Below are 26,152 nucleotides of genomic sequence, written 5' to 3' on the forward strand. Positions count from 1 at the left end.
ACGACATGCGACAAAAGCTAGCTGCCAGACTTGGCGAGAACGTCCCGCGCTATACCAGTTATCCGACTGCGCCCCATTTCCATGCGGGCGTCGATGCCGTCGTTTACCGAGGCTGGTTGGAGGCGCTCGAAGGTGGTGACGAGATATCGCTTTACCTGCATATTCCCTATTGCGACAGGCTCTGCTGGTTCTGCGCGTGCCATACCAAACAGACCCGCCACTACGAGCCGGTGGCCGCTTATCTGCGCTCGTTGTATGCGGAGATCGCCACGGTTGGCGGCCTTGTTACCGGCAAGGGCCGAGTTCGCGCGGTTCATTTCGGCGGCGGTTCCCCGACGATGCTGGAACCTGAGGATATTGTGGCGCTGGGAAGCGTCCTGCGCAACAGCTTCGCATTTCTTCCCGACGCCAGGATCAGCGTCGAAATCGAACCCAACGATATGGACGAAGCCCGCCTCGATGCACTCGCCGAAATCGGCATGACAAGGGCCAGCCTCGGCGTCCAGGATTTCGAGCCGAAGGTTCAGAAGGCGATCAACCGCGAGCAGAGTTTTTCGCAGACCAAAGCGGTTGTCGACGGCGTTCGTTCACGCGGCGTCGAATCCGTCAATTTGGACCTGCTCTACGGCTTGCCGCACCAGACGAGGGAGAGCGTCTCCTCCACCGTTGCGCAGGCGCTGACCCTGGAACCAGACCGGATTGCGCTTTTTGGTTACGCCCATGTGCCGTGGTTCAAGAAACATCAGACCATGATCGACGAGGCATGGCTGCCCGGTCCCGCGGAGAGATTTGCTCAATTGCAACTGGCGGCGCGGGCGATCGTGGACCAGGGCTACGAAGCAATCGGCATCGACCATTTCGCCAAGCCGGGTGATACGCTCGCGCTTGCCGCCCGCGCCGGAACACTGCACCGGAACTTTCAGGGTTACACCGACGATTGCTGCGAAACCTTGATTGGGCTAGGCCCATCGTCCATCAGCCAGTTTCGGCAGGGCTATGCGCAGAACATGCCTTCGACCAGCGAATATCGATGCACGGTTGATGACGGCGGGCTGGCCGCTGTTCGGGGTATCGCACTTTCCAACGACGACCGCGTTCGCGGCTGGATCATCGAGCGGCTGATGTGCGACTTCGCCTTCTCGGCCATCGATCTGGTGGAACGCTTCGGCGAGGCCGGCCAGAGGCTCCTCCTTCAGTCAAGTTCCATGGCCCTCCACGATCCGGTTCGATTGCTTGAACTTGATGGCGACAAATTCGTTGTGCCGGCTGAAAGTCGCCCTTTCGTCCGAAGCATCGCGGCCAGGTTCGACAAATATTTCGAAACTGGAACGGCCAGGCACTCGGCGGCAGTCTGAGCACCGCAGAGGAACGGTCATGGCTCTCACTCGATCGTGAACCGATTGCGATCGTTTTCCACTGTTGACCGGCGACCGTCGGCCGAGACGGTTCGAAGCGGACCAGACGCGTCTTGGCATAGCGACGATATCGCCCGCTCATGCCCTGCCTGTCAGATCATGGTTGTCGGCGACAGCTCCCTTCGACCTTGCAAGGAGAATGCAAGGTGCCGTGCAAGCGGCTGACAACACTTGGGCCGGTGGCAGAAGTCCGCAAGCACCCCGGCAGCGCGGTCAACGTTGAACCACCCGTTCAGCCGAATATGCCGGTGCAGTTCCGGTGGAAAGGGCCTGGCCTAGACGGCTCTCTTGTTACCCCAGAGCATAACGTGCAGCTGCGGTAGCACGCGGGCTTCGAACCATTTGTCGCGGGTCACGCTGTCAACCAGCCACTCCATGCGCTTCAATATTCCGTCAAGGTCGACGGGCGCGTCATCATTTGCCGGGTGTGGCGGCGTGTGATTGCCGGGTTGCAGATAGATCGGAAGTTGCGGAAATTGCGCAGCGGCGTCTTTCGCGTAGGCGTAGTCCCTTTCGTCGAAAACAATGAGCTTGAGCACGATTTGGGGCTTGCCTTGTGCCGCCTGGAGGCACGCCTCGACAGCGGCCCAATCTGTCGTCATTTGGCTTGACGGCGGCTTTGGGCTGAGGATCAGCACGTCAAGGTGCGCAAACCAGTCCCTGGCAAGCGAACCTTGGGTTTCCAGCGCAAAACGGTAACCGTCACCATGGCCTCGGTCGATGAGCGCGCCGAGCGGCTGGATGGCCGGATTGCCGCCTGACAGTGACACCATAAGCGGGCGGCCACCGGAAAGCGCAAGCACATTTTTCCACACCGCGCCGACGGACATCATCTCCCATTCATGGCGGAATTGATTGTCCACAGCATGCAGGCTGTCGCACCAGGAACAGCGAAAGTCACACCCGCCGGTTCTGACGAAGATCGTCGGCAAACCTATGAGCACGCCCTCGCCCTGGATCGTCGGCCCGAAAATCTCGCTAACGCGGATTGCGGGATGCGTATTGGTCATGGCCGGTATTCCGCCCAGGTTTTCGGCGTTTCGCTCACCCGCACGGCCGCGGTTTCGCTCAGGCGTGCCTTGCACCAGTCGTAGAAATGTCTGGCCAGATATTCCGCCGTGACTTGCTCGTGTCCCAGCACGTCGTTGAGATGTCGGTGGTCGAAGCTCTCGTCGATGTAGCGTTTGAATGGCGCCAAATCGTGGTAGTCGCGCACGAAGCCGTGATCGTCCAGTCCATTCGCTGAAAGCTCCACTTCGACGATGTAGTTATGTCCGTGCAGGCGCGCGCATTGGTGATCGGGTGGCAATGAGGTGAGCTGATGCGAGGCTGAGAAGTGGAATTCCTTGGTGATGCGGAACATTACGCGGTGGTCCTTCGCAGCGCTCCGAGCCAGAAGTCGGAGTCCTCGTACTCGGTTGGGTCCGGGTGCCCAGCGATGTGGAACGCCTCACGCCGCTCGACGCAGGTCCCGCACCTCCCGCAATGACGCTCGGCGCCCTTGTAACAGGACCAGGTCTGCGCAAAGGGCGTGCCGTATGTGGCTCCATCCCTAACAATGTCCGCCTTCGTCAGGTTCACATAGGGTGCATAAAGGCGAATCTGCGCGTAGCCGTCGAGCGCGTGGTCCTGCATCATCTGGAAAGCATCGATGAAGGCCGGACGGCAATCGGGATAGACAATATGATCCCCACCATGCACGGCCGTCGCCACCGCGTCAGCGTCTTGCGCTGCGGCGAGGCCGAAGGCAATGGCCAACATGATGGCGTTCCGGTTGGGCACCACCGTTACCTTCATCGTATCTTCGGCATAGTGCCCATCGGGCACGTCCACATTGTCGGTCAGCGCGGAGCCGGAAAGGCCGCCGCCGATCTCGTGGATGTCGATGATTCGCTGCGGGACGCCCAGGCGCTCCGCGCAAAGGGTGGCGAAGCCCAATTCCTTCCTATGCCGTTGGCCGTAATCGAACGATAGCAGGCCGGTAAGCTGGTGCTCCGCTGCCACCTTGTGAGCAAGAGTAACGGAATCCAATCCGCCGGAGCAGACGACGAGAGTCTTCATCGTTGGGTCCTTGTTTTAACCGGGTAGGCTGCGACCGGAGATTTCTCTGCGCTCCAGTACTTCAGGAAAACCATTTTGTGAAGTGAACGGAGACCAGTTTCGTGCGCTTGCGTGCGGTGCGCAAAACGCCCTCGCGGTGAGCTGCAAGGACACGGACTGATGAGACGTCACGCTTCAGCGGAATGCTCAAGCGGCCGCTGCTCGCGGACAAAGTTCTCGACGAGCAGAGCCTGGCGGTTCCGAGCGCCGAGGGACGACACTGCAACGGTTGCAGGGTACAAGGAGCCCGGATGGCTTGCCGCAAAGATGACCGGCAAACCCTGAATAACCGGTGATGAGCCGACATCTGTGAACAAGCGGTGTGGTCGATTGCAATCACCCATGTCTTGCGCACAGGTACCTTATGTCAGTGGATGAACTGAACTTGATGGTTTTACAGATGGCAGTCGAAAGCGTCCGCTCGCTCTCGTTGAGCTTCGCTGAAAAAGCCGCCGAGATAGCCACCAGGAGCCGCGGAATCCTGCTTTTCGACGTGCGGATCGACGGTGACGCGCAGGTCCAGCGGGTCGCAGCCATCCGATATCACGGCGGCCAATTCGGCGTGCTGGCGTTGGATGTACACGGCCTAGTTACCCACTATTGCATCGTTAACGGTATGTTCTCACATTACATTGCGTCCTTGGAGAGCTGGCACAGGATGCCCCTGTCGATGCAGGCCAAGATGGATGCCAACGGCAATGCCCGTCTCTTCGTAGCCGCGTTGCGGGATGCCGGACATATGCTGGGCACCTAGCATTGGGCGAGAATGCATCTGTGAATTTTGCATGTGCGTCACTGCGATGGCGCCGGCATGATCGTCATGCTCCAAAACGGCTGCGGCCCCCGCGAAGCGGTCGCCGCGATGATGGTGATCAACGGCGTTGCATCGATGCGAGCGTAGACAGAGGTCTCCTCCTGGCATCGAGCGCATGCAAGGAGCTACGCAAGCGCAGCTGCATCAAGTATTTTGAAGGGATGACCTCATGCATGGAGCTTGCGCTGCATACGGGCGGCGCGAGCCGCGTTGCCATCCAGCAGAGAGGGTGCTTGCGGTACTCTCAATGACCCGAGATCGCAAATGGACGTGGGTAAGCACCAGAACTGCAACACCCATGGTGGTCCGCTGGACTCGCTGGAGGAAGCACAAGGTGTCGGCGGGCAGAGCGCAGCGAGTGCCTACCTCGATCTTTCTAGAAGCGCGCCGGCAGCCTGGGCGGGGGGGCTTGGGGTTAGACTGCCGGCGCACGCCACTCACGAAGAGCGGCCCCTTTTCGTGGTTCGAACACCCATAGTCAACCCGGAAACGTCAGGATGCCCGCCATGTTATTTTCAGAGCGGCGCGATGCCGGCCATGTTGGCCGATTCAGCCAGTAGCCACTCTCGTAGGCCGAGTTGATGCTCAAGCGCCAGCATCGCCTCGCCGAACTACCAAGAGTTCGCCGTTACAATCCTTCGTCGCGAGCCGATGCCCTCGTGCACGTTTCGTAGCACTCCGGGCGGCTATATCGCCTTGTTGTTGGCGAGCCCATGTGAAGGGTTCCTGCATCGGAAAGTTGACGAGATTCTCTTGGCGGTACTGCGCCAGAGGCATCCCAACGGAATCAGCGTCTACAATCAGCCGCAAGCTTCACATCACAAGAGCGGTAGTCCACCCATTGCGGATCATCCGACTGATCAGGCGGCGTCCGAAATGTGCGACTCTGCCTCAAGGATTCCCACAGGTATGGAAAGCGATCTCGCTATCCGATCCCGATATCCCTTGTTGTACCTCAGACCTCGCTCGATGTTTTGAATTTCCTCAGCGGCAAGCCCGCTCGCGACCGTCAGGTCCTCGATCGAATACCCAAGGTGCTCACGATAAGCGCGGACGATGTGGGTCCCCTGCGACATAGCCGTCAAGACTGGTTCGGGAATGCGCGAATCGTTCATAAACATCTCCAAGAACATGGGAGCTCCCTCGGGAGATACCCCCCCGGCGGCGCAGACCAAGCAAATCAAAAAATGGACGTCCATTCAGCCGAACCGGCCTCATCCATGGAATGGGCCGCCTGAATTAGGAGCTGGGTCGGAATATGGCGGCTCACCTCCTTCTAATCAAGAAAGCCAACGGCGAGAATTATTCGCGAAGGATCGCAGGTCGGATGCGCTACAGCCGATCAGGCCATCTCAGGAGGGGGCCCTGGAACTCTGAACACCAACTCGAACTCCCGGTACGGACACTGCTTCCTTCGGCCAATCTCCACCGGCGGGGGAGCGAAAGACCCACTCTTGAAAGCCCCCGGCTGCGTGCTGACGTCGGCTCTAGGAAGCTCGATCGCCCTGTGCCCCGATCGACCGGCCGAAAAAAGGGATTCCAAATTCCAGCAAACACTGGTCATCTGGTTTTCATCCGGATCCAGCCAAAGGGTAGCTTTCCATCGAGAGCTTCGCCATCTGTACAGGTTCACAATCATTCGACCGTGACCGATTTTGCGAGATTGCGCGGCTGGTCTACATCTGTCCCCATGAAGAGCGCCGTGTGGTAGGCAAGAAGCTGTATCGGCAGCGAGAAGATCATTGGCGCGATAATCTCGTCGACTACCGGCAGCACGAGCGTGTGCATGGTGTCGAGTTTCGATGCGGCTGCCCCATTTTTATCGGTGATGAGGATAATCCGCCCTCCACGGGCAGCCACTTCCTGCATGTTGGAGACGGTCTTGTCGAAAAAGCGGTCATGGGGCGCGATGACGATCACCGGCATGTTCTCGTCTATCAATGCGATTGGCCCGTGCTTCAATTCACCCGCTGCATAGCCTTCGGCATGGATGTAGGAAATCTCCTTGAGCTTCAGCGCTCCTTCCATCGCTAGCGGGAAACTGGTGCCACGGCCGAGATACAGGACGTCACGACACTTTGACAGTTCGCGCGACAAGAACTCGATCTCCGGCTGGATGCTGTTGAGTACCTGGCCCATGACGCGCGGCAATTCGGCGAGGCTCCTGACGAGTGCCTGCAGCTCGCCTTCGGGGACGGTCCCGCGGGCTCTGGCGGCGCTGAGGGCGAGTGCGGCTAGAACGGCAAGCTGGCAGGTAAAAGCCTTGGTAGAGGCGACGCCGATCTCCGGTCCGGCAAGGATCGGGAAGACCGTATCGGCCTCCCGAGCGATGGTCGATTCGCAGGCATTGACGATAGCGCCAATTTTCAGCCCACGCTCCTTGCAGTACCTCAACGATGCAAGCGTATCGGCGGTTTCGCCGGACTGCGAAATGAAAAGAGCCGCGGACTGCGGCGGCAAAGGGATCTCGCGGTAACGGAATTCAGACGCAACGTCGATTTCAACCGTCAGGCGCGCATAGCGTTCGAACCAGTATTTTCCGATCAGTCCGGCGAGATAGGCGGTCCCGCAGGCAGAGATCGCCAAGCTCGGAACCTTGGCGAAATCGATGCCAGGAACCATGTCGCGACCCTCTATGATGTTGATGTAATGACGAAGAGCATGGGCGATGACCTCGGGCTGCTCGTATATTTCCTTCTCCATGAAGTGGCGATGGCTGCCCTTGTTGGCCAGATCGGCCGCGGCCGTGGAGATATGGCGCGGACGCTCGACGGGATGGCCGTCGATATCGAAGATATGGGCGCCCGAATTGCCGACAATGGCCCAGTCGCCGTCCATGAGATAGGTAATTTCATTGGTGAAGGGCGCAAGAGCGATCGCGTCGGAGCCCAGGAACATCTCGCCGTCGCCGTGACCGATCGCCAGCGGTGGTCCGTTGCGCGCCGCCGTGATGGTCGACGGTTCATCTTCGAAGAGGATGGCAAGCGCATAGGCGCCCCTGACGCGTTTCAGCATGGCACGCGTGGCCTCTTGCGGCCTCATGCCCTCGCGGCGGTATCTTGCCAAGAGATGCCCAACGACCTCGGTGTCGGTGTCGGTCTGGAACTCGGCGCCATCCGCCGCCAATTCCTCCTTCAGCTCGGTGAAATTCTCGATGATGCCGTTATGGACGACGGCGACACCGTCGGTAAAGTGCGGGTGCGCATTGCGTTCCGTCGAGGCCCCGTGGGTTGCCCAACGCGTGTGGCCGATGCCGACTTTGCCGCTCAGCGGCTCTTCCTTCAGTCGCCTCTCGAGATTGACGAGCTTGCCCTCGGCGCGCCGGCGGTGCAAGGCACCGTCGATGATCGTCGCAACGCCGGCGGAATCATAGCCGCGATATTCCAAACCCTTCAACGCGCCGATCAACCGATCCGACACCGGCTGTTGCCCAACGATGCCAACAATCCCGCACATGTTCGTCTCCGCATTTTTGCGGGCAGCATCAGCCCACGCGAGACGGATACCCATCCGGCCGCTTTAAGTGGCGGCCTTGTAGTAGTATTCCATGATATTGGTACAATTGATTGTAGTGATCACTACCATCCACCCCATGGATAGGTCGGCTGCTGTGGGGACCTAAAGTTCTATTCGCGCCTGACGCTCTTATGAGAATCGCAAACTCACCCGCGGCAGGATCACGGCCTCAGAAAGGCCAGCAGGCCTTGGACAGTGGACGGACGACCGGCCTGCGAGCCCTTGGTCGGCGTCGATGTCTATGGCGACGACATGGCGGGCGACCGTGGCGATCGGCACAGCCGTCGCCGCAGCTTGTCGCCGAGACAGACCATCGCCGATGCCGAAGTCGGCGGCACAATGCTCATACATGCCGGACTGCCTGACTAAGCTGGAGGCCACGCAGCGCCGCTACCGGCGCCGGCGTGACCAATTGCGAATTCGTCGCCGGCGACGCCTATGAACTCGCTACTCTGGTGTCACGCCCCGTCGACCTCGTCTTCATGGCCAACGCTTTCCATGGCGTCCCGGACCGACCGCGGCTGGCACGTGCCGTGCGCGAGGCGCTCGCCCCCGGCGGGCATTATGCCATCGTCAACTGACACCGGCGCCGCGCGAGACGACGACGGTCCTGGGCGAGCCGCGCGGCCCGCGAAGCGAACTCAGGCTAATATCCATGAGCAGCGGATCGTTTTGGACGGCAACGGCCGAGTTACAGCCCAGAATGCGCTCGAAATAATGGCCGCTGAGCAACGGACGGCCAAACCGCGCCTCAGCCTCCACATGCTCCGCCGGCATGAATTCGAGTCGGCGATCGAAATTGCCGAAACAAGGTGTGCACCTGGCGAATGCGGCTACATTTTCAGCCACCATTGTTGGCAGGACTAGGCCGGGAAAAAGCCCATCCATCTGCAGCGCGTCGACAACGTCGTGGCAATTGACACCGGCAAACATCGTGTCCTGGGCTCTTTGACCTTCGGACCGGCTTTGCACCACGCCAGTGCATTCTCCGTGCCGGCATGGTGCGCGCCAACATGAACATGGGCAGCCACGCCGGGTTCTCGCGAATATCCGACAGGTAGGTCGGAATGCGTACGGCTATGCGACGCAGCATGCTGCCGTTTCGCGCGATTGTCTCAAGGCTTGCAGCGCCGGCTTTGTCGGGGTTCCTAACGGTCATCGGGATTCTCAGGGCATGAAGGCACTTATCGACGAAGGTTGGGTCTCAGTGCTTCGCCGAAACCGGATTCGCCGCGGGAAGAACTAGGCGCTTGCCACGTTTTGCGCAACGCACAATTGCAGTGAGAAAATGGAGGTTGCGCGTTCGAATAAGACAATCACAACCACCCCAATTACCTCAGGAACTGTCTGTAGCCGCCGCCCATCAGGTAGCGGCCACGTTGGATGGCGCGACGTACCTGATCGCGAAGATGGCCACCTGGATGACGCCAATCTTCTTCGACACGGCGTCTGCCGAACAAGGCAATGGCGACCTCCTGATGAGATGCTCCCGCGAGCGAGCCATCCAAAGCCTGGAGTACGATACGCAGACGCGCTCCGCGGTGTTCCGGCGGAAAGCAAGCAGCTGACAGACGGCGGCAACCATTGACGTCGTTCAGGAACTGAAGGGCAGAGACATGGAACTTGAGGTGGCGCGGCTGAAGGATCGCGTCGACATATAGCCGCAACGGGCGGAGGACGGACGCACCGGAAACGGCGATCTGCAGACTCCGGCAGTTCTCCCTCAGCAGCACGTGCTGCACGCCCGCAGCTGTCAGCAGGATGTCCTTGCAGCATGAGAGCGAAGAAAGGTGAAGCGGTTCAAAATCGTGGTCGAGCCCAAGCGGCTCCGCAGCCGCTCGTAGAATACAGGCGCAATCGCGTGGATCCCAAAAGACCCTTGCCGATGTAGCGTCCGACTGTGGCGCGTCCGCGAAAGAGGAGGCACCATTGTCTTAGGAAAGCTGATTCTGTCGTCAACTCGATTATCTTCATGTCGGCCTGGGCTCCGACAAAGCAGGCGGACGGTGCCATTTTGGCGTGGTCGCGCTGGAATTGTGGATTGCGCCGAAGAAACTCCCAGGCCCAGCCAGTGCGTGGCAATTGTCTGGCGTAGTGGTAAGCGTCCTGGCGACGCCAGTCCGGCCAGCATACAAGGCCGACCGTCGCTTCCTTGGACAGACCAGCATCCTTCATGGCTCAGGTGTCCACTATGGCGCTATGCCGACGGGCCTAGAACCGGTTGCCACAGTACCGGTCCAATCAGACGTCCCCTGCTGCGGATGCGCAAAAGGCTCGCGTGGGAAATCTCGAGAAACCCAGCCACCGCCTCCGTTTTGCCGACGCATTTGGGTTCTCCGATGCGCGACAATGGCCACGTAGCCAGGCGGAGGATCCGCTCCATGCGCGTATCCGTCACCGTTACTATCCGGGTCAGATCCTTGGCCAAGCCGAACTCGACCATGCCCGCGAAGAGCTCGTAGGTCGCCTGGGCCAGCCCGCCCGCAGCCTTGGGCGCCGACGCAGGAAGATCGAGCGCGAAACGACTGCTCTCCCATATGTCGGTGGTCGAGGGCACGACGTCAGCACCCAGCAGCACCGGGAAGGTGTCGCGCAACATTGTGGGTCCGGTGCTGGGCAGAAGACGCACGCAACCGCGAATTCGCCAGTCGGATCCTTTGAGGAGCAGATAGACGGGCTTCAGAGCATCAAACGGATCGGATTCCATCTGGTCTTCGGTATCAACTTCCCAATCGAGCCTTTCCTTGAACACCCGAAACCTGAGCCCGTGCATCTCTTTGAGTTCGCTTGCAAACTCGTTGTAAAAGTCTGGTGTTATCAGTTGCATCATGGTCGCCTCCATGTGGGATGTGTTCCCGCCATCGAAGGGCAAAGCTGACAGCGATGCAGCCTGTAGAGGTTTACAGGTATCGTGGCTGAAGAATCAGGATCTTGTCTGGCCGGAGGCAGCCATTCGTGCAACGGCCTGGTTGATCGTTCGGACGCCGAACTTTGCCTTGGCGTTTTCCAAGTGAAAAGTCACGGTGCGCTTTGAGACGCCGAGAAGCTGGCTGATATCCCAAGCCGACTTGCCGCGCGCCGCCCATTTCAGGCACTCGAACTCCCGCGGGGTGAGCGTTACACCATCCACCACGCGATCGTCGGCGAGCCTGCGCCGGACGTGGATATGAAAGTTGATGGCCACCAGCTGCAATGCTTTTTCGTAACGTGCCAGTGACCGCAACAGAGGCGGACGGGACTGGTCGGAAGCAAAGGTCAGGGCAGCAAACCGGCCGAGATGATCATGCATGGACATCGTCAGGCCGCCGCAGATGCCAAACTCAGCCGCACTCTCCAGAATTTGTTGCTGCGAATTCGGCAGACAGTGTCGAGCGCGATCCACACCCCAATCGAATGTATCCCAGCCTTGCAGCCCGCGCAGGATGACCGGATCGAGACTGTGGTACCGCTGTTGCAGATAACGTGACGTCCAGGATGAAGGATAGTTTGAAATCAATTGGGGGGCGTCGCCGGAGGCCGACGGGTAAGTGAAATAGGCGAATAGCGGGAAGTCGAAGCCGGCTGCAGCGGAGGCCATTGCCTCACAGAGATCGGCAGCATCAACACTTGCAGACAGTTGCTCGACGAAGTTCTCAAACACGCGATGCATTTGCCCTGTGCGTAACCTCCGTTCGCTCAATGCCAGGCAGAGACCTTGTTTTAAACGATCCCGGACGGATACAGCGCGTGCCGAGAACGTGGCTAATCTGTTGAACCAATCCGAAATAGTCTGACGTTGTCTATGAGACGTGTGCCGCCGAGCCAGGCCGCGGCAAGCAACCGTGCCGGTCGATCAAGGTTTGTCATCGGGTGCAGATCTGCCTCTTCGCGAAGTTCCAGGTATTCGACCTCGCGATAGCCTGCAGCCAGAATTGCTGCGCGAGATTCTGCAAGCGTTGGCAGGACGGGTGAGCCGCGCCCAAGCCGCTCAGCCGTCTTGAGCAGGACCGATGATAGCTTGGGAGCAACAGCGCGTTGCGCTGGCGAGAGCCGCACATTGCGCGATGATAGCGCAAGACCGTCGGCTTCACGGACTGTCGGACAGGCAACAATGGTGATTGGAATATCCAGATCCCGGGCCATGCGCCTGACCAGGTGAATTTGCTGAAAGTCCTTTTCGCCAAAGAAGCCGAAGTCAGCGCTGGTCTGCAGGAAGAGCTTGGCGACGACGGTCGCCACGCCATCGAAATGTCCCGGCCGGAAGGCACCGCACAGGCCCTCGCTGACACCGGACACCGAAACGGTGGTGGCGAAGCCCGCCGGATACATCTCCTCTGCATCTGGCGCATAAAGCAGGTGCGCGCCAACCGGTGCCAGCTTGGCGGCATCCTCGTCCTCGGTGCGCGGATACGCGGCAAGATCGGCCTGGCTATTGAATTGCTTCGGGTTGACGAAGAGCGTCACGATCACACGGTCTGCTTTCTTGAGTGCAGCGCGCACCAGGCTGAGATGGCCCTCATGCAGGACGCCCATCGTTGGCACCACGGCAATCCTCACGCCCTCGCGGCGCCATGCGGCGACGATTTCGCGAAGCTGGTCAACGCTCCTGACGATCGGCACGCTCACGCTGCTTCTCCGCTCTTGGTGGCGTCCGTGTCGGCGGGCTTGGGCGCATCGGCAAACACGTGCTTGGCGGCCGGAAACTGGCGCTCCTTCACCTCGTGCGCATAGGAAGCGATCGCAGCCGCAGCCGCCTCCCCCAGTTCAGCATAGCGCTTGACGAACTTGGGTCGGAAGTCGCCGAAGAGGCCGAGCATGTCGTCGACGACGAGAATCTGGCCGTCACAGGCTGCCGAGGCACCGATGCCAATGGTCGGGGCCGCCACCTCCCCGGTGATCCGGCGGGCGAGCGCTTCAGGAACCTTTTCCAGGACGACCGCAAAGGCGCCCGCTTCGCTCACCGCAATTGCGTCGCGCCTGATGCGCTCGGCATCCCCGCCCCTGCCCTGCACGCGGTAGCCACCGATGGCGTTGATGGCCTGCGGCGTCAAGCCGACATGAGCCATGACGGGCACGCCGCGTGCGGCGAGGAAGCCGATCGTCTCTGCCATCGTTTCGCCGCCTTCGAGCTTGACGGCAGTGCAGCCGGTCTCCGACATGACGCGCGCAGCATTTCGGAAAGCCTGCTCTGGGCTTTCCTCGTAGGAACCGAACGGCAGGTCGACCACCATCAGCGCCTGCTTGATGCCACGGCGCACCGCCTGGCCGTGCGTGATCATCATCTCCAGCGTGACACCGAGCGTCGAGGGCAGGCCGTGGAGAACCATGCCGACGCTGTCGCCGACGAGCACCACATCACAATGGGGATCGACAAGCCGGGCGACTGGAGTGGTGTAGGCGGTAAGGCAGACGAGCGGCGTCCCACCTTTGCGCGAACGAATATCCGGCGGTGTGATCGCCTTGGTGTCACCAAACGCGCTCAATGGATCCTCCTTCCCCTACGTTACCAACCGCGGGTGTCGCCTTTGGCACATTTTTGTGCAGGTGCGAAGAGCTAAAAATGCCCTTGCAGCTGTGGGGTGTTGACGTGCCGACAGGCGCGCTTACACTAAATCGATTAAGGTCCCCCGAGCTGGCCAAGTAATTCGCGAACATGGACGATCAGGCAATAGGACTCAGGAAAGACAGAGCCGCCTTCAAGGCCGACGACGTCAAAGTGGACCTGATCGCCCTTGTCGTCGCCGTAAACGACAGTGAACCCTGTGTGCTCACCATCGGCCAGGCAGACACCTTGCCCTCCGGTCCCTTTGCGCTTGAGCACCGATCGCTGCAATCCGGCTTGAGGGGGTGGGTCGAGCAGCAGACCGGCCATCGGCTGGGGTACATTGAGCAACTCTACACGTTCGCTGATCGGGATCGCATCGGCGCCGAGCGCCAGCAGCGCGTCATCTCCATCAGCTATCTTGCATTGACCCGCAAGGAACAGGCAGCGGGCTCGCCCAAGTGCGGATGGCAGAATTGGTATGAATATTTTCCATGGGAGGACCACCGCTCCGGCACGCCTCCGGTCGTGCTGGACGTTCTGCGACCACGCCTGATTGAATGGGCAAACGGCGTCCGCGATTCGGCCACGCGACGTGAACGCTGGCAGCGGGCGACGATAGCCTTCGGCTTCGACGACCGCCTTTGGAACGAGGAACTCACGCTTCAACGCTATGAGTTAGTCTACGAAGCAGGCCTGGTCCAAGAGGCCGTAAGAGGGCGGGACGCGGCGCCCCCTCCGCTGGTGCCCAGCAAGTCCATGGTCGCCGATCATCGCCGCATCGTGGCGACCGGCATTGCGCGGCTGCGCTCCAAGATCAAATACCGGCCGGTCGTCTTTGAGCTGATGCCGCCGGTCTTCACGCTTTTGCAGCTGCAGCGAACCGTGGAGGCGCTCGCCGGCAGGCTCATCCACAAGCCGAACTTTCGCCGACTGATCGAACAGCAGGAGCTGGTCGAGGAGACCGGAGAGGCCACCACTGAGACCGGCGGCCGGCCAGCGAAGCTTTTCCGTTTCCGCCACGCCGTTCTCGACGATAGGCTCATCGCCGGGACAAAATTGCCGCTGGCGCGGGGTTGACATCCCTTATACTCACAGTAAGTATATGCTGGTTATTTTCAATTAGAGTATAAGCGGGAGGGGGTCGATGAGCGCCATGCTGCCTACGGCCGCGTTGCTCTACGAGCACGTCCGACGAGTGATCCCGCCGATCGAATGGCCGGCTTTCGCCGAGGATATCGAGGCGATCCTTGCACTGAAGCGCGAGCGCAACGCCATCATCCTGGCGCACAACTATCAGACGCCCGAGATCTTCCATTGCGTGGCCGACATCGTCGGCGACAGCTTGGCACTGGCCCGCACGGCTGCGACGATCGAGGCGCAAGTCATCGTGCTGGCCGGCGTCCATTTCATGGCCGAAACGGCCAAGCTCCTTAATCCGGACAAGACCGTGCTCATTCCGGATCTCAGCGCCGGTTGCTCGTTGGCGGAATCAATCACGGCAGAAGACGTGCGCTTGATGCGCCAGCGTTATCCCGGGGTTCCGATCATCACTTATGTAAACACGTCGGCCGAAGTGAAAGCCGAGTCGGATATCTGCTGTACATCCGGCAACGCCAAGGCGGTCGTCGAATCCCTTGGGGTTCTCCGGGTGATCATGCTGCCGGACGAATATCTGGCCCAGAATATCGCCGCCCAGACCGATGTGCAGATCATCGCCTGGAAAGGGCATTGCGAGGTGCATGAGCGCTTTACACCGGCCGACATCCGCGAGTTGCGCGAAAGCCATCCCGGCGTGGTCGTGCTCGCCCATCCCGAATGCCCGCCCGACGTCGTGGCTGAAGCAGATTTTTCCGGCTCGACGGCTGCCATGTCCGACTATGTCGAAAGGCAAAGGCCGCCACGTGTCGTGCTGATGACGGAATGCTCGATGAGCGACAACGTCGCGTTAGCGCACCCAGAGGTCGAGTTCATCCGGCCCTGCAATTTGTGCCCGCACATGAAGCGGATCACGCTTGCCAACATCCGCACGGCGCTCGAGCAGAACCAACATGTCGTAACCATCGAACCCGGGATCGCCGGGCGCGCGCGGCTTGCGGTCGAACGGATGCTGGCAGTTTGAGCGCCGACCTCCGCAGCTTCTTCGGGCGGCCGATCATCATCGGCGGCGGCATCGCCGGACTGATGACCGCGCTTCAACTGTCGCCGGAGCCGGTGCTTCTTCTGTCAAGGTCGCTGCTGGGAGCTGACAATTCGAGCACCTGGGCACAGGGGGGTCTGGCTGCAAGTTTCGGCGAAGACGACGATCCGGCAATGCACCTGGCCGATACGCTTGCCGCCGGGGATGGTCTCTGCGACAGAGACGTGGCGAGCCGCATCCTCCAGGCCGCGCCCAAGGCGATAGAGGGGCTTGCGGGCTTTGGGGTTCCCTTTGACCGCACGCCGAAAGGATCACTGTGCCTCAGATTGGAGGCCGCACACAGCCGACGTCGCATCGTTCATGCGCATGGGGACGGCACCGGGCGTGAGATCATGCGTGCCCTGATCGCGGCTGTGCGTTCCACTCCGTCGATAGTTGTCGTGGAGGGCGTGGAAGCACGCCGGCTGGCCGTGCGAGAGAATGCGATCCGAGGCGTCTGGGCGAGCTGTTCGATCGGACCTTTCTTCTTCGGCTCACGGCGGGTCGTCCTCGCCACCGGTGGCATCGGGGGACTGTTTCTCGACACCACGAACCCTTGGGGCAGTTGCGGACAAGGCCTTGCACTTGCGGCCCGCGCTGGAGCTGTCCTAGCCGACCTCGAATTCATCCAGTTCCACCCGACCGCGCTTGACGGCCCAGAACGCCCTATGGCCCTGGTCAGCGAGGCTGTCCGAGGCGAAGGTGCTGCCCTGATCGATGAAACCGGCCAGGCTTTTCTTCAAAGCGTGCCAGGGGCGGAACTTGCGCCTCGCGATGTCTTGGCCCGCGCCGTGTGGAACCATCTTGCGAACGGCCACCGTGTTTTTCTCGACGCCCGACAACGGCCTGGCCCGGCATTCGCTCGACATTTCCCGACAATCGCATCAGCCTGTCGTGGAGCGGGCATCAATCCCGCGCGCGATCTCATCCCCATTCGTCCGGCCCAACACTACCACATGGGTGGCGTTGCCGTGGACAGCTTTGGCAGGACCTCCGTCGAGGGGCTGTGGGCCTGCGGCGAAGTCGCTTCGACAGGACTGCATGGCGCCAACAGGCTCGCCAGCAATTCCTTGACCGAGGCAATCGTGTGCGCCCGCTGGGTCGCTGAAAGTGTCGCCGGAACGCCTGGTCGCAGAACAAGACCTGCGTTTGCGAACGTTTACCCACCGCCCGCTCCGATACCCGTGCGTGTTTTCCTGTCGCGCGCACTCGGCATCGTCCGGGACGGTGAAGGGTTGAAAGCAGCCGCGCGTGCCTTATTGCCGCTCGCCGAAAGCAAGGATGCGGTCTCGGATCCGGCGGCTGTCGGGCTAATGATCGCGGTTGCCGCCTTGTTGCGCGAAGAAAGCCGCGGCGCTCATTACCGGACAGATTTTCCTCATCATGCGACTGCCGCCCGACGGTCCGAAATCACGCTCGAAGCCGCCTTGGGCGCTGCGCGCGAACTCGGACACTCGCCAAACTTGGAAGGGGCAAAGTGATGAGGCTCTCACCGCTTCCCACGGTCATGCTTGAGCCGCTTGTACGGGCATCGCTTCTTGAAGACCTTGGCAGAGCCGGCGACTTGACCACGGATGCCATCGTCCCGAAGGAATACCAAGCGGGAACCGTGTTGGTGGCGCGACAGTCTGGAGTTGTCGCCGGCCTCGATCTGGCGATGCTCGCTTTCCACTTGATTGATCCTGATGTCGACATCTCGGTGGAGCGGGCAGACGGCTGCAATGTCGTGGATGGAGAGATCATTGCATCAGTGGTTGGCCCGGCCCGGGCCATTCTCACAGCCGAAAGGACGGCACTCAATTTTTTGTGCCATCTGAGCGGCATCGCCACAGCAACGGCATCGATCGTCGCTGCGGTTCGTGGATATGGCGCGAAGATCGTCTGCACACGCAAGACGACGCCTGGATTGCGGGCAGTCGAAAAATATGCCGTGCGCGCAGGTGGCGGGTCCAATCACCGCTTCGGCCTGGACGATGCAATTTTGATCAAGGACAACCACATCGCCATCGCAGGCGGCGTCCGCCCAGCGCTCGAGCGAGCACGAAGAGCGGCCGGTCATCTCGTCAAGATCGAAGTCGAGGTCGATACTCTGGCCCAGTTGGAGGAGGTACTTGGCTTCGCTCCCGATGCGGTTCTGCTCGACAACATGTCCCTCCCCGATCTTCGCCGCGCCGTCGCAATCGTCGGTGGCCGCGCTATCACCGAGGCTTCTGGCGGGATCACGTCCCATACAGCGCGAGCGGTTGCCGCGACCGGCGTTGATCTGATTTCGGTCGGCCGACTCATCCACAGCGCGCCGATCCTGGATATCGGCCTCGACCATCGGGGCTCATGATTGTCTGAGTAACGAACAGGATTTGGTCAACTGTCCTCTCCGATCGTCGACAGTCAGATAGCAAAGACCCCGCAAGACAGACCGGAGGAACAGCATGGACATGCAAACGGCAAGTTCAACGCAGACATCGCCACAGGCTCAATCCCCTGACCCTGGAGCGTGGACCCTGGAGAAGGCTCAGGCACTTCACGATGCCCCCTTCAACAATCTCCTCTTCCTGGCGCAGACCGTGCACCGCCAGAATTTCGATCCAAACAAGGTCCAGCTCAGCCGGCTGCTCAGCATCAAGACGGGCGGATGCCCGGAGGATTGCGGCTATTGCAGCCAGTCGGCGCATCACGAGACCGGCCTGAAGGCGTCGAAGCTGATGGAGGTCAGGCGCGTCGTCGCCGAGGCGAAGAAAGCGCGTGACGCCGGCGCCACGCGTTATTGCATGGGAGCCGCCTGGCGGAACCCCAAAGCGCGCGACATGGATGCGATGGTGGCGATGGTCGAGGGCGTCAAGGCGCTGGGCATGGAGACCTGCATGACGCTGGGCATGCTCGATCTTGAGCAAGCCGCTCGTCTGAAGCAGGCGGGTCTCGACTATTACAACCACAACATCGATACGTCGGAACGCTACTACAGCGAGGTCATCAGCACGCGGAGTTTCGCCGAGCGGCTCGAGACACTCGAGCACGTTCGCCAATCTGGCATCAAGGTCTGCTGCGGCGGCATTATCGGCATGGGCGAGGAGCCGGTGGACCGGATCGACATGCTGGTGACGCTGGCCAATCTGCCGGAACATCCGCAAAGCGTTCCGATCAACATGCTGATTCCGATCGCCGGCACGCCGCTTGCCGATGCCAAGCCCATTGAGCCGATCGAATTCGTGCGCGTGATCGCGCTGGCGCGCATCATGATGCCGAAATCGCATATCCGTCTCTCCGCCGGCCGTATGGCCATGACCGACGAGATGCAGGCGCTGTGCTTTTTTGCCGGCGCCAACTCGATTTTCGTCGGCGACACGCTGCTGACGGCGGACAATCCCGGTGAGGACAAGGATACCCTGCTGTTCCGGCGCCTTGGCATCGAGCCGATGGAACTCGAAGCGCAATGAACGGGGCGCCGCTTGCCAGTTATGATGCGACCTTGAAGAGGCTGGCGCGCAAGGACCGGCTGCGGACGCTTTCGCCCCGCGCCGGGCTGGACTTCTCGTCGAACGACTATCTCGGGCTGGCCTCGTCCAGGAGACTTGGCGATGCTGTTGTGGCGGCGATTGCGCGGGGCACGCCGGTTGGCGCCACCGGGTCGCGGCTGTTGCGCGGCAATGCACCGGAACACGAGCAGCTCGAGGCAGACGCGGCGGCATTCTTTGGAGCCGACCGCGCGCTGTTCTTCGGCAGCGGCTACATCGCCAACTTCGCTCTGCTGAGTGCCCTGCCGCAGAAGGGCGATCTTTTGGTTCTCGATGAGCTCGCCCATGCCAGCATGCATGAGGGTGCGCAGGCCGGGCGCGCACAGTTCGTGCTGGCCGCGCACAACGATGCCACCGCTGTTGAGGATGCGATCACACGTTGGCGCGCCGCAGGCGGCATGGGATGCGTCTGGATCGCGGTGGAAAGCCTTTACAGCATGGATGGCGACTGCGCGCCTTTGGAGAGCCTGGTCGCGCTTGCCGATCGGCACGGCGCATTCATCGTCATTGACGAGGCGCATTCGACCGGCGTCTGGGGACCGGACGGCCGGGGGCTTGCCGCCACTTTCGAGGGCCGCGACAACATCGTCGCGCTCCACACCTGCGGCAAGGCGCTCGGCGCATCTGGTGGGCTCGTGACCGGGCCGAGGACACTGTGCGAGTATCTGATCAACCGTTGCCGGCCATTCATCTACGCCACCGCGCCATCGCCGCTGATGGCAGTGGCAGTGCGCGAAGCACTCGCAATGCTCGCCGACGAGCCTATGCGGCGTGTTCAGCTGCATGAACGCGTTGCCCTCGCCGGCCGCCAGCTGGCCGAGCGCTGCGGCGTGATACCCAGCGGCTCGCAGATCCAGCCCCTCGTAATCGGCGATGTCAGGCGCACCATGGCAGTGGCGGCGCGCCTGCAGGCCCGCGGCTTCGACATACGCGGTATTCGTCCTCCGACCGTGCGCACGTCGCGGCTGCGCATCTCACTGACGCTCAATATCGGCGAAGCCGACATTTCCGCCATGGTCGAGGCGCTGGTCGAGGTGTTGGCCCAAACATCGCCGGAGGCGATATGACCCAACGCATCGTCATCACCGGAACCGACACGGGAGTTGGCAAGACCGTGTTTGCGGCTGGGCTCGCCGGCCTGCTCGACGGCTTTTACTGGAAACCGGTGCAATCGGGCCTCGACGGCGAGACCGACAGCGAGGTGGTCGCGCGGCTTGCCGGCTTGCCCTCAGAGCGCGTGCTGCCGGAAGCCTACCGCTTGCGGAGCCCGCTGTCGCCGCATCGTTCGGCCGAGATCGACAGCGTCGCGATCAAGGCTGACGATCTTAACTTTCCCGTCCTACCGACGCCGCTCGTCATCGAAGGCTCCGGCGGCCTGATGGTGCCGCTCAACCGGCGCACAAGGTTCATCGACATCTTCGCTGAATGGCGGCTGCCCGTTATTCTGTGCGCCCGCACCACGCTCGGCACCATCAACCACACCTTGCTCTCGGTCGAGGCGCTCCGCGCCCGCTCCATCCCGTTGGCGGGCATCGCTTTCATCGGCGATGAGATGGCCGATACGCAACGGACCATCGTGGAATTCAGCGGTGCGCCGCAGCTCGGCAGGCTGCCGCACCTCGATCTGCTGACGGGCAAAACACTGAGGGACGCAATGATTGCCGGCTTCGCCTTCGCCTCGATTACTGGAGGTGACTGATGTCGCAGTCCCATGTCTGGCATCCCTTCACCCAGCACGCGCTCGAGCCTGCGATCCCAGAAATCGTCCGGACTGAAGGCGCCTATCTCCGCAGGGCCGACGGCGCCCGCATCCTGGACGCCATCTCCTCCTGGTGGGTCGTCACACATGGCCACCGCCATCCCCGCATCATGAAGGCAATCGAGACAACCGCGTCGAGCCTCGACCAGATTATCTTTGCGGGCTTCACGCACGAGCCGGCAGAGCGCTTGGCCAAGGCGCTTGTCGGCCTCGCTCCCGCTGGACTCGACTGGGTGTTCTATTCCGACAGTGGCTCGACCTCGGTCGAAGTTGCGCTGAAGATGGCACTCAGTTATTTCCGCAACATCGGCGCCCCACGCTCGCGCATCGTCGTCATGGATCACAGCTATCATGGCGACACGATCGGCACGATGAGCGTCGGTGCGCGTGGCGTGTTCAACGCCGCCTACGAACCCTTGCTGTTCGAGGTCGACACCATCCCCTTTCCGGCAGCGGGGCGCGAGCAGGAGACGCTGGATCGTTTAGAGGCTGTGACCCGCGATCGACGAGCCGCAGCCTTAATCGTCGAGCCGCTGGTGCTGGGCGCCGGCGGCATGCTGATGTATCCAGCATCGGTTCTGGCCGAATTGAAGAAGATCACTGAGGCCTCCGGCTCGCTGCTGATCGCCGACGAGGTGATGACCGGCTGGGGGCGGACCGGAACCATGTTCGCCTGCGAGCAGGCATCGATCTCTCCAGATATCCTGTGCACCTCGAAAGGCCTGACCGGCGGCGCCATCCCGCTGGCCGTAACGCTTGCCACCGATGCCATCTTCCAGGCTCATTATTCCGAGGACCGGAAGAAGACGTTTTTCCATTCGAGCTCCTACACTGCCAACCCGATTGCCTGCGCGGCAGCACTTGCCAATGTCGAGATCTGGCGGGACGAGCCGGTGGCCGAGCGCATTGCGGCCTTGAGCGCAATGCAGGCCGCCGGGCTTCGACGCTTTCGCGACAACAGCTTCTTCACCGACTGCCGAGCCACGGGAACAATCGCGGCGCTCGACCTGCGAACCGGTTCCGCAGGTTATCTCGCCGAGATTGGTCCGAAGCTGCGTGCGTTCTTCCTCGAGCGCGGCCTGCTTGTGCGCCCGCTCGGCAATGTCCTCTACCTTCTCCCGCCCTATTGCATGGCAGGCGACGAGCTCGAGCGACTCTATGACGCCATCGAGGAGGCCGGCGAACGCTTCGGGTCCAGGCCATGAGCAAGTCGTCGCGCATTCTCGGATTTGGCCATCATGCGCCTGGGCGCAAGGTGGCGAATGCCGAAATCGAGAGCAATCTCGGTCTTGATCCAGGCTGGATCGAAAGGCGTACCGGGATACGGTCGCGCTTCTGGGCAACCGACGAAGACACGCTGTCTGGTCTTGCTGCGCAGGCCGGCGACATGGCGCTGGCGAACGCCGGTATTGCGCGCCACGACATCGGTCTGCTGTTGCTTGCCACCTCGACACCCGACCATCTTCTGCCGCCGAGCGCGCCGCTGGTCGCACACAAGCTTGGCCTTGGCCGCGCAGGCGCGGTGGATCTGACAGGCGCCTGCGCCGGCTTCATCTATGCGCTGATGTTTGCGGACGGATTTACCCGCCTGCACGGCAAAGCGAGCCTTGTTATCGCCGCCAACATCCTCAGCCGCCGCATCAATCCAGCCGAGCGCGCAAGCTCGGTCCTGTTTGCCGATGCCGCCGGCGCCCTGGTGATCGGTCAGTGCGATGATGCTGATCGGGGCATTCTCGGTGCCTCGGTGGCTTCGGACGGCTCGCGATACGGGCTGATCCAGATTCCCGCAGGAGGAAGCAACAAGCCGTTCCACGGTGACCTCGATCTCGCGCAAACCCGAATGAGGATGACGGACGGCCGCGAAGTGTTCGCAATGGCCGTCGAGATGATGACCGATTGCTCGATAAGCGCGCTAGCCGCTGCCGGAGTTCGGCCACACGATCTCGGCCGGTTCGTGCCACATCAGGCCAATACTCGGATTTTCGACGCGGTCGGGAGGAACCTCGGCATCGCGGACCAAGCAATTGTCAAGACGATTGCCGAATACGGCAACTCTTCGGCCGCGACGATCCCGCTGTCGCTCTCGCTCGCCAACCAGACGGAGCCATTCCAGCCTGGAGAGAAAATCCTTCTGTCGGCGGCGGGTGCGGGTCTCAGCGGCGGCGCTCTCGTGGTTGGAATCTAGCCGGCCGGCTCACGCGCGCAGGACTGGTCATGAATGGCAATAGGGCAACAGAACCAATGCCAAAATGGCCTTCTGAAGCTCGACATGACCGAGCTGACGCAGCACGACCCCGTGCGAACCTCTGGATGAGATCAAATGCATCACCCGTTGCATCATTCGTGCCATCTGAATAAAGCTCAAATACAAAGGGTGAGCCGCCCCATATATGTCTGATACCCGACATTGTTCACATAAAAGGCTCGATGCTTACACGCTCTTTGCTCTCTTCTCTTTGCTGTCTGCTCTTTTCTCTTTGCTCTTTGCTCTTCCGTCTTGACTAGCAGGAGCATGCGGCTTATCTCATTGCCGCGTTAGCACTCGCTTCGGCTGAGTGCTAAGCACGCTCCGGCAACGGAGAACCGTTCAACATCCGCACCAAGGAAATCCAAAAATGGCAAAGTCGAATTTCCGGCCGCTGCATGACCGCGTGGTCGTTCGCCGGGTCGAATCCGAATCCAAGACCGCCGGCGGGATCATCATCCCGGATACGGCGAAGGAAAAGCCGCAGGAAGGCGAGATCATCGCTGTCGGCTCCGGCGCTCGTGACGAAGCTGGCAAGCTGGTCCCGCTGGACGTCAAGGCCGGCGACCGCATCCTGTTCGGCAAGTGGTCGGGCACGGAAGTCAAGCTCAATGGCGAAGACCTTCTGATCATGAAGGAATCCGACATTATGGGCATCATCGGCTGACACGCTGCCGCCTTTCCTTCGCACCATCAAATCTGAATTTCGGGCGAGATGCCCAGGAGTAAAAAAATGGCTGCCAAAGACGTAAAATTCTCCCGTGATGCCCGTGAGCGCATGCTGCACGGCATCAACATCCTCGCCGACGCGGTGAAGGTGACCCTCGGTCCCAAGGGCCGCAACGTCGTCATCGACAAGTCGTTCGGCGCACCGCGCATCACCAAGGACGGCGTCACCGTCGCCAAGGAAATCGAACTTTCCGACAAGTTCGAAAACATGGGCGCGCAGATGATCCGCGAAGTTGCTTCGAAGACCAACGACATCGCCGGCGACGGCACCACAACCGCGACCGTTCTGGCGCAGTCGATCGTCCAGGAAGGCAACAAGGCCGTTGCCGCCGGCATGAACCCGATGGACCTGAAGCGCGGCATCGATCTGGCCGTGACCGAAGTCGTCGCGGCGCTCGGCAAGGCTGCCAAGAAGATCAAGACCTCCGAGGAAGTCGCCCAGGTCGGCACGATCGCCGGCAATGGCGACGAGTCGGTCGGCAAGATGATCGCGGAAGCGATGCAGAAGGTCGGCAACGAAGGCGTCATCACGGTTGAGGAAGCCAAGACCGCCGAGACTGAACTCGAGGTCGTCGAAGGCATGCAGTTCGACCGCGGCTATCTCTCGCCCTACTTCGTCACCAACGCCGACAAGATGGTTGCCGAGCTCGAGGACGTCTACATCCTCCTGCACGAGAAGAAACTCTCCAACCTGCAGGCCATGCTGCCGGTCCTCGAAGCCGTCGTGCAGACCTCGAAGCCGCTGCTCATCATCTCGGAAGACGTCGAAGGCGAGGCTCTGGCCACGTTGGTCGTCAACAAGCTGCGTGGCGGCCTTAAGATCGCCGCCGTCAAGGCGCCGGGCTTCGGTGATCGCCGCAAGGCCATGCTGGAAGACATCGCCATCCTCACCGGTGGCCAGGTCATCTCCGAAGACCTCGGCATCAAGCTCGAGAACGTCGGCCTCAACATGCTCGGCCGCGCCAAGAAGGTGTCGATCTCCAAGGAGAACACCACCATCGTCGACGGCGCCGGCAAGAAGGCCGAGATCCAGGGCCGCGTCGCCCAGATCAAGCAGCAGATCGAAGAGACCACGTCGGACTACGACAAGGAGAAGCTGCAGGAACGCCTCGCGAAGCTCGCGGGCGGCGTTGCGGTGATCCGCGTCGGCGGTGCGACGGAAGTCGAAGTCAAGGAAAAGAAGGACCGCGTCGATGACGCCCTCAACGCGACCCGCGCGGCCGTGGAAGAAGGCATCGTTGCAGGCGGCGGCGTCGCTCTCCTGCGCGCTTCGGCCGACATCAAGGTCACCGGCGTCAATGCCGACCAGGCCGCTGGCATCAACATCGTTCGTCGTGCGCTGCAGGCTCCGGCCCGCCAGATCGCGGCCAACGCCGGTGCGGAAGCATCGATCGTTGCCGGCAAGATCCTTGAGAACAAGGGCTTGACCTTCGGCTACAACGCCCAGACCGGCGAATATGGCGACATGATCGCCATGGGTATCGTCGATCCGGTCAAGGTCGTGCGCACTGCCCTCCAGGACGCGGCCTCGGTCGCCGGCCTGCTCGTCACCACCGAAGCCATGATCGCGGAGGCTCCGAAGAAGGAGTCGGCTGGCGGCGGCATGCCTGGCGGCATGGGCGGCGGCGGTATGGGCGGCATGGGCGGCATGGGCGGCATGGATTTCTAATCCAGCCCCTATCAACCTACAGCGGAAAGGGCGGCAGCAATGCCGCCCTTTCCTTGTGTGCCGAACATGATCGACAACTTGGAGTGCGTCCCGAGGATCTCATTCGAGCCTCACCGCATGGTCGAGAATTAGGATCTTGTCCGATCGAGCAATTCGCGGGCTTAACCTGGTCAAACCGGCGCCCCCTACGAACTGCCCGATCCTTGAGGATTCCGCTGCGCGACAATCACGATGATTCATTCAGTTGGTAGCTATAGGCGGTGAATCATGAGGGCATTGAGGAGCGTGGCAAGGCGCCCATCTCGGCATTTAACCCCATCGAGCGTGATATCAGGGACAATTCTCTCATCGGACCGGCGGCTGGCGTTGAAGGACCCGGTGAATCATCCTATTCTATAGTGGAGCAGACGCGCTCTGAGCCTCAAGATCAAGCGTTTCCTCCTCTAAGTATCCTTGATCTGCCGCTGGACATTCTCGTTGATATTGCTGAGCGGCTCAGCCCGATGGATCTGCTGAGGATGTCGCACACAAATCAAGAGCTGCGTGTCGCCGCCATGATAGTCGCAACGCCTCAAGAAAGGCGGATCCAGGTTCAGGCCATCTGTGGCAGCCCTTGCAACCGGGCTCCAGCAGCGTCTCGTCGTCGTGGCCGAGGGGCCTCGTGACCCCGACGACTGCGCTTCGGCCTTGTGG

26 protein-coding genes are annotated in these 26,152 nt (G+C 61.2%); 15 read left to right on the forward strand and 11 right to left on the reverse strand.

All coding sequences use genetic code 11. The features are described 5' to 3' along the window. Window positions 1-5 precede the first annotated feature (5 nt). On the forward strand, window positions 6-1,355 hold the full coding sequence (gene hemN, locus NKJ26_RS14325) for an oxygen-independent coproporphyrinogen III oxidase (RefSeq protein ID WP_352695831.1): 1,350 nt from the start codon (window positions 6-8) through the stop codon (window positions 1,353-1,355). Between the two features lie 335 nt (window positions 1,356-1,690). On the opposite strand, the gene queE is transcribed toward hemN, so the two are convergent. The 3 genes from queE to queC are packed head-to-tail and all read right to left on the reverse strand — an operon-like array spanning window position 1,691 to window position 3,476. Then, window positions 1,691-2,425, reverse strand: a complete 735-nt coding sequence (gene queE / locus NKJ26_RS14330) for a 7-carboxy-7-deazaguanine synthase QueE (protein WP_023735817.1) — start codon at window positions 2,423-2,425, stop codon at window positions 1,691-1,693. Beyond that, a complete protein-coding gene (queD, locus tag NKJ26_RS14335; protein WP_023735818.1) occupies window positions 2,422-2,778 on the reverse strand; it encodes a 6-carboxytetrahydropterin synthase QueD in 357 nt (118 codons plus the stop codon). The genes queE and queD overlap by 4 nt, the downstream gene beginning before the upstream one ends. Next, the gene (gene queC, locus NKJ26_RS14340; protein ID WP_023766604.1) at window positions 2,778-3,476 is read right to left on the reverse strand and encodes a 7-cyano-7-deazaguanine synthase QueC; all 699 of its coding nucleotides are present in this window, start codon (window positions 3,474-3,476) and stop codon (window positions 2,778-2,780) included. The genes queD and queC overlap by 1 nt, the downstream gene beginning before the upstream one ends. A gap of 403 nt (window positions 3,477-3,879) precedes the next feature. On the opposite strand from queC, the gene NKJ26_RS14345 reads away from it, so the two are divergent. Beyond that, on the forward strand, window positions 3,880-4,269 hold the full coding sequence (locus tag NKJ26_RS14345) for a hypothetical protein (protein ID WP_023735820.1): 390 nt from the start codon (window positions 3,880-3,882) through the stop codon (window positions 4,267-4,269). A 920-nt stretch (window positions 4,270-5,189) separates the two neighbouring features. On the opposite strand, the gene NKJ26_RS14350 is transcribed toward NKJ26_RS14345, so the two are convergent. Continuing rightward, the gene (locus NKJ26_RS14350; RefSeq protein WP_023735822.1) at window positions 5,190-5,444 is read right to left on the reverse strand and encodes a helix-turn-helix domain-containing protein; all 255 of its coding nucleotides are present in this window, start codon (window positions 5,442-5,444) and stop codon (window positions 5,190-5,192) included. A gap of 520 nt (window positions 5,445-5,964) precedes the next feature. After that, window positions 5,965-7,785, reverse strand: coding sequence for a glutamine--fructose-6-phosphate transaminase (isomerizing) (glmS, locus tag NKJ26_RS14355; protein ID WP_352695833.1), 1,821 nt, complete (start codon window positions 7,783-7,785; stop codon window positions 5,965-5,967). A 255-nt stretch (window positions 7,786-8,040) separates the two neighbouring features. On the opposite strand from glmS, the gene NKJ26_RS14360 reads away from it, so the two are divergent. Next, window positions 8,041-8,214, forward strand: a complete 174-nt coding sequence (locus NKJ26_RS14360) for a hypothetical protein (protein ID WP_352604117.1) — start codon at window positions 8,041-8,043, stop codon at window positions 8,212-8,214. A 35-nt stretch (window positions 8,215-8,249) separates the two neighbouring features. Then, a complete protein-coding gene (locus NKJ26_RS14365; RefSeq protein WP_023762808.1) occupies window positions 8,250-8,426 on the forward strand; it encodes a class I SAM-dependent methyltransferase in 177 nt (58 codons plus the stop codon). 750 nt (window positions 8,427-9,176) lie between these two features. Here NKJ26_RS14365 and NKJ26_RS14375 read toward each other — a convergent pair. The 6 genes from NKJ26_RS14375 to panB form a co-directional block, all read right to left on the reverse strand. Continuing rightward, complete coding sequence (locus NKJ26_RS14375) at window positions 9,177-9,578, reverse strand: DUF2285 domain-containing protein (protein WP_352567812.1); 402 nt, start codon at window positions 9,576-9,578, stop codon at window positions 9,177-9,179. A 67-nt stretch (window positions 9,579-9,645) separates the two neighbouring features. Then, window positions 9,646-10,020, reverse strand: a complete 375-nt coding sequence (locus NKJ26_RS14380) for a transcriptional regulator domain-containing protein (protein ID WP_352567811.1) — start codon at window positions 10,018-10,020, stop codon at window positions 9,646-9,648. Between the two features lie 22 nt (window positions 10,021-10,042). After that, window positions 10,043-10,675: an acyl-homoserine-lactone synthase gene (locus NKJ26_RS14385; RefSeq protein ID WP_352695836.1), complete on the reverse strand. Its 633-nt coding sequence runs from the start codon at window positions 10,673-10,675 to the stop codon at window positions 10,043-10,045. Window positions 10,676-10,768: 93 nt separating this feature from the next. After that, entirely contained in the window at window positions 10,769-11,494 is a 726-nt protein-coding gene (locus tag NKJ26_RS14390; protein ID WP_352567809.1) for a LuxR family transcriptional regulator, read from the reverse strand. Between the two features lie 92 nt (window positions 11,495-11,586). After that, window positions 11,587-12,450, reverse strand: a complete 864-nt coding sequence (panC, locus tag NKJ26_RS14395) for a pantoate--beta-alanine ligase (RefSeq protein ID WP_352695837.1) — start codon at window positions 12,448-12,450, stop codon at window positions 11,587-11,589. Beyond that, on the reverse strand, window positions 12,447-13,307 hold the full coding sequence (panB, locus tag NKJ26_RS14400) for a 3-methyl-2-oxobutanoate hydroxymethyltransferase (protein ID WP_352487472.1): 861 nt from the start codon (window positions 13,305-13,307) through the stop codon (window positions 12,447-12,449). The genes panC and panB overlap by 4 nt, the downstream gene beginning before the upstream one ends. A gap of 170 nt (window positions 13,308-13,477) precedes the next feature. Between panB and NKJ26_RS14405 the strand changes: the two genes are divergently transcribed. From NKJ26_RS14405 to groL, 11 genes are all read left to right on the forward strand, one after another. Then, window positions 13,478-14,446, forward strand: coding sequence for an NUDIX hydrolase (locus NKJ26_RS14405; protein WP_352695839.1), 969 nt, complete (start codon window positions 13,478-13,480; stop codon window positions 14,444-14,446). A gap of 67 nt (window positions 14,447-14,513) precedes the next feature. Continuing rightward, a complete protein-coding gene (gene nadA, locus NKJ26_RS14410; RefSeq protein WP_352695841.1) occupies window positions 14,514-15,488 on the forward strand; it encodes a quinolinate synthase NadA in 975 nt (324 codons plus the stop codon). Next, entirely contained in the window at window positions 15,485-17,026 is a 1,542-nt protein-coding gene (locus NKJ26_RS14415) for an L-aspartate oxidase (protein ID WP_352695869.1), read from the forward strand. Before nadA ends, NKJ26_RS14415 begins: the two co-directional genes overlap by 4 nt. After that, complete coding sequence (gene nadC / locus NKJ26_RS14420) at window positions 17,026-17,880, forward strand: carboxylating nicotinate-nucleotide diphosphorylase (RefSeq protein ID WP_352695842.1); 855 nt, start codon at window positions 17,026-17,028, stop codon at window positions 17,878-17,880. The genes NKJ26_RS14415 and nadC overlap by 1 nt, the downstream gene beginning before the upstream one ends. 100 nt (window positions 17,881-17,980) lie before the next feature. Continuing rightward, window positions 17,981-18,979, forward strand: a complete 999-nt coding sequence (bioB, locus tag NKJ26_RS14425; RefSeq protein WP_352695871.1) for a biotin synthase BioB — start codon at window positions 17,981-17,983, stop codon at window positions 18,977-18,979. Further along, window positions 18,976-20,124 carry an 8-amino-7-oxononanoate synthase gene (locus NKJ26_RS14430; protein WP_352695844.1) on the forward strand — a complete coding sequence of 383 codons (1,149 nt, stop codon included), beginning with the start codon at window positions 18,976-18,978 and terminating at the stop codon, window positions 20,122-20,124. The genes bioB and NKJ26_RS14430 overlap by 4 nt, the downstream gene beginning before the upstream one ends. Further along, the gene (bioD, locus tag NKJ26_RS14435; protein ID WP_352695845.1) at window positions 20,121-20,756 is read left to right on the forward strand and encodes a dethiobiotin synthase; all 636 of its coding nucleotides are present in this window, start codon (window positions 20,121-20,123) and stop codon (window positions 20,754-20,756) included. Before NKJ26_RS14430 ends, bioD begins: the two co-directional genes overlap by 4 nt. Then, complete coding sequence (locus NKJ26_RS14440) at window positions 20,756-22,021, forward strand: adenosylmethionine--8-amino-7-oxononanoate transaminase (protein WP_352695764.1); 1,266 nt, start codon at window positions 20,756-20,758, stop codon at window positions 22,019-22,021. The genes bioD and NKJ26_RS14440 overlap by 1 nt, the downstream gene beginning before the upstream one ends. Beyond that, a complete protein-coding gene (bioZ, locus tag NKJ26_RS14445; RefSeq protein ID WP_352695847.1) occupies window positions 22,018-23,001 on the forward strand; it encodes a 3-oxopimeloyl-[acyl-carrier-protein] synthase BioZ in 984 nt (327 codons plus the stop codon). The genes NKJ26_RS14440 and bioZ overlap by 4 nt, the downstream gene beginning before the upstream one ends. A gap of 430 nt (window positions 23,002-23,431) precedes the next feature. After that, window positions 23,432-23,728 carry a co-chaperone GroES gene (gene groES / locus NKJ26_RS14450; RefSeq protein WP_019863563.1) on the forward strand — a complete coding sequence of 99 codons (297 nt, stop codon included), beginning with the start codon at window positions 23,432-23,434 and terminating at the stop codon, window positions 23,726-23,728. A gap of 66 nt (window positions 23,729-23,794) precedes the next feature. Further along, the gene (gene groL / locus NKJ26_RS14455) at window positions 23,795-25,459 is read left to right on the forward strand and encodes a chaperonin GroEL (RefSeq protein ID WP_352487661.1); all 1,665 of its coding nucleotides are present in this window, start codon (window positions 23,795-23,797) and stop codon (window positions 25,457-25,459) included. Window positions 25,460-26,152: the final 693 nt, after the last annotated feature.

Origin of the sequence: Mesorhizobium sp. M0152, assembly GCF_040322415.1 — a bacterium.
Lineage (GTDB): Bacteria > Pseudomonadota > Alphaproteobacteria > Rhizobiales > Rhizobiaceae > Mesorhizobium.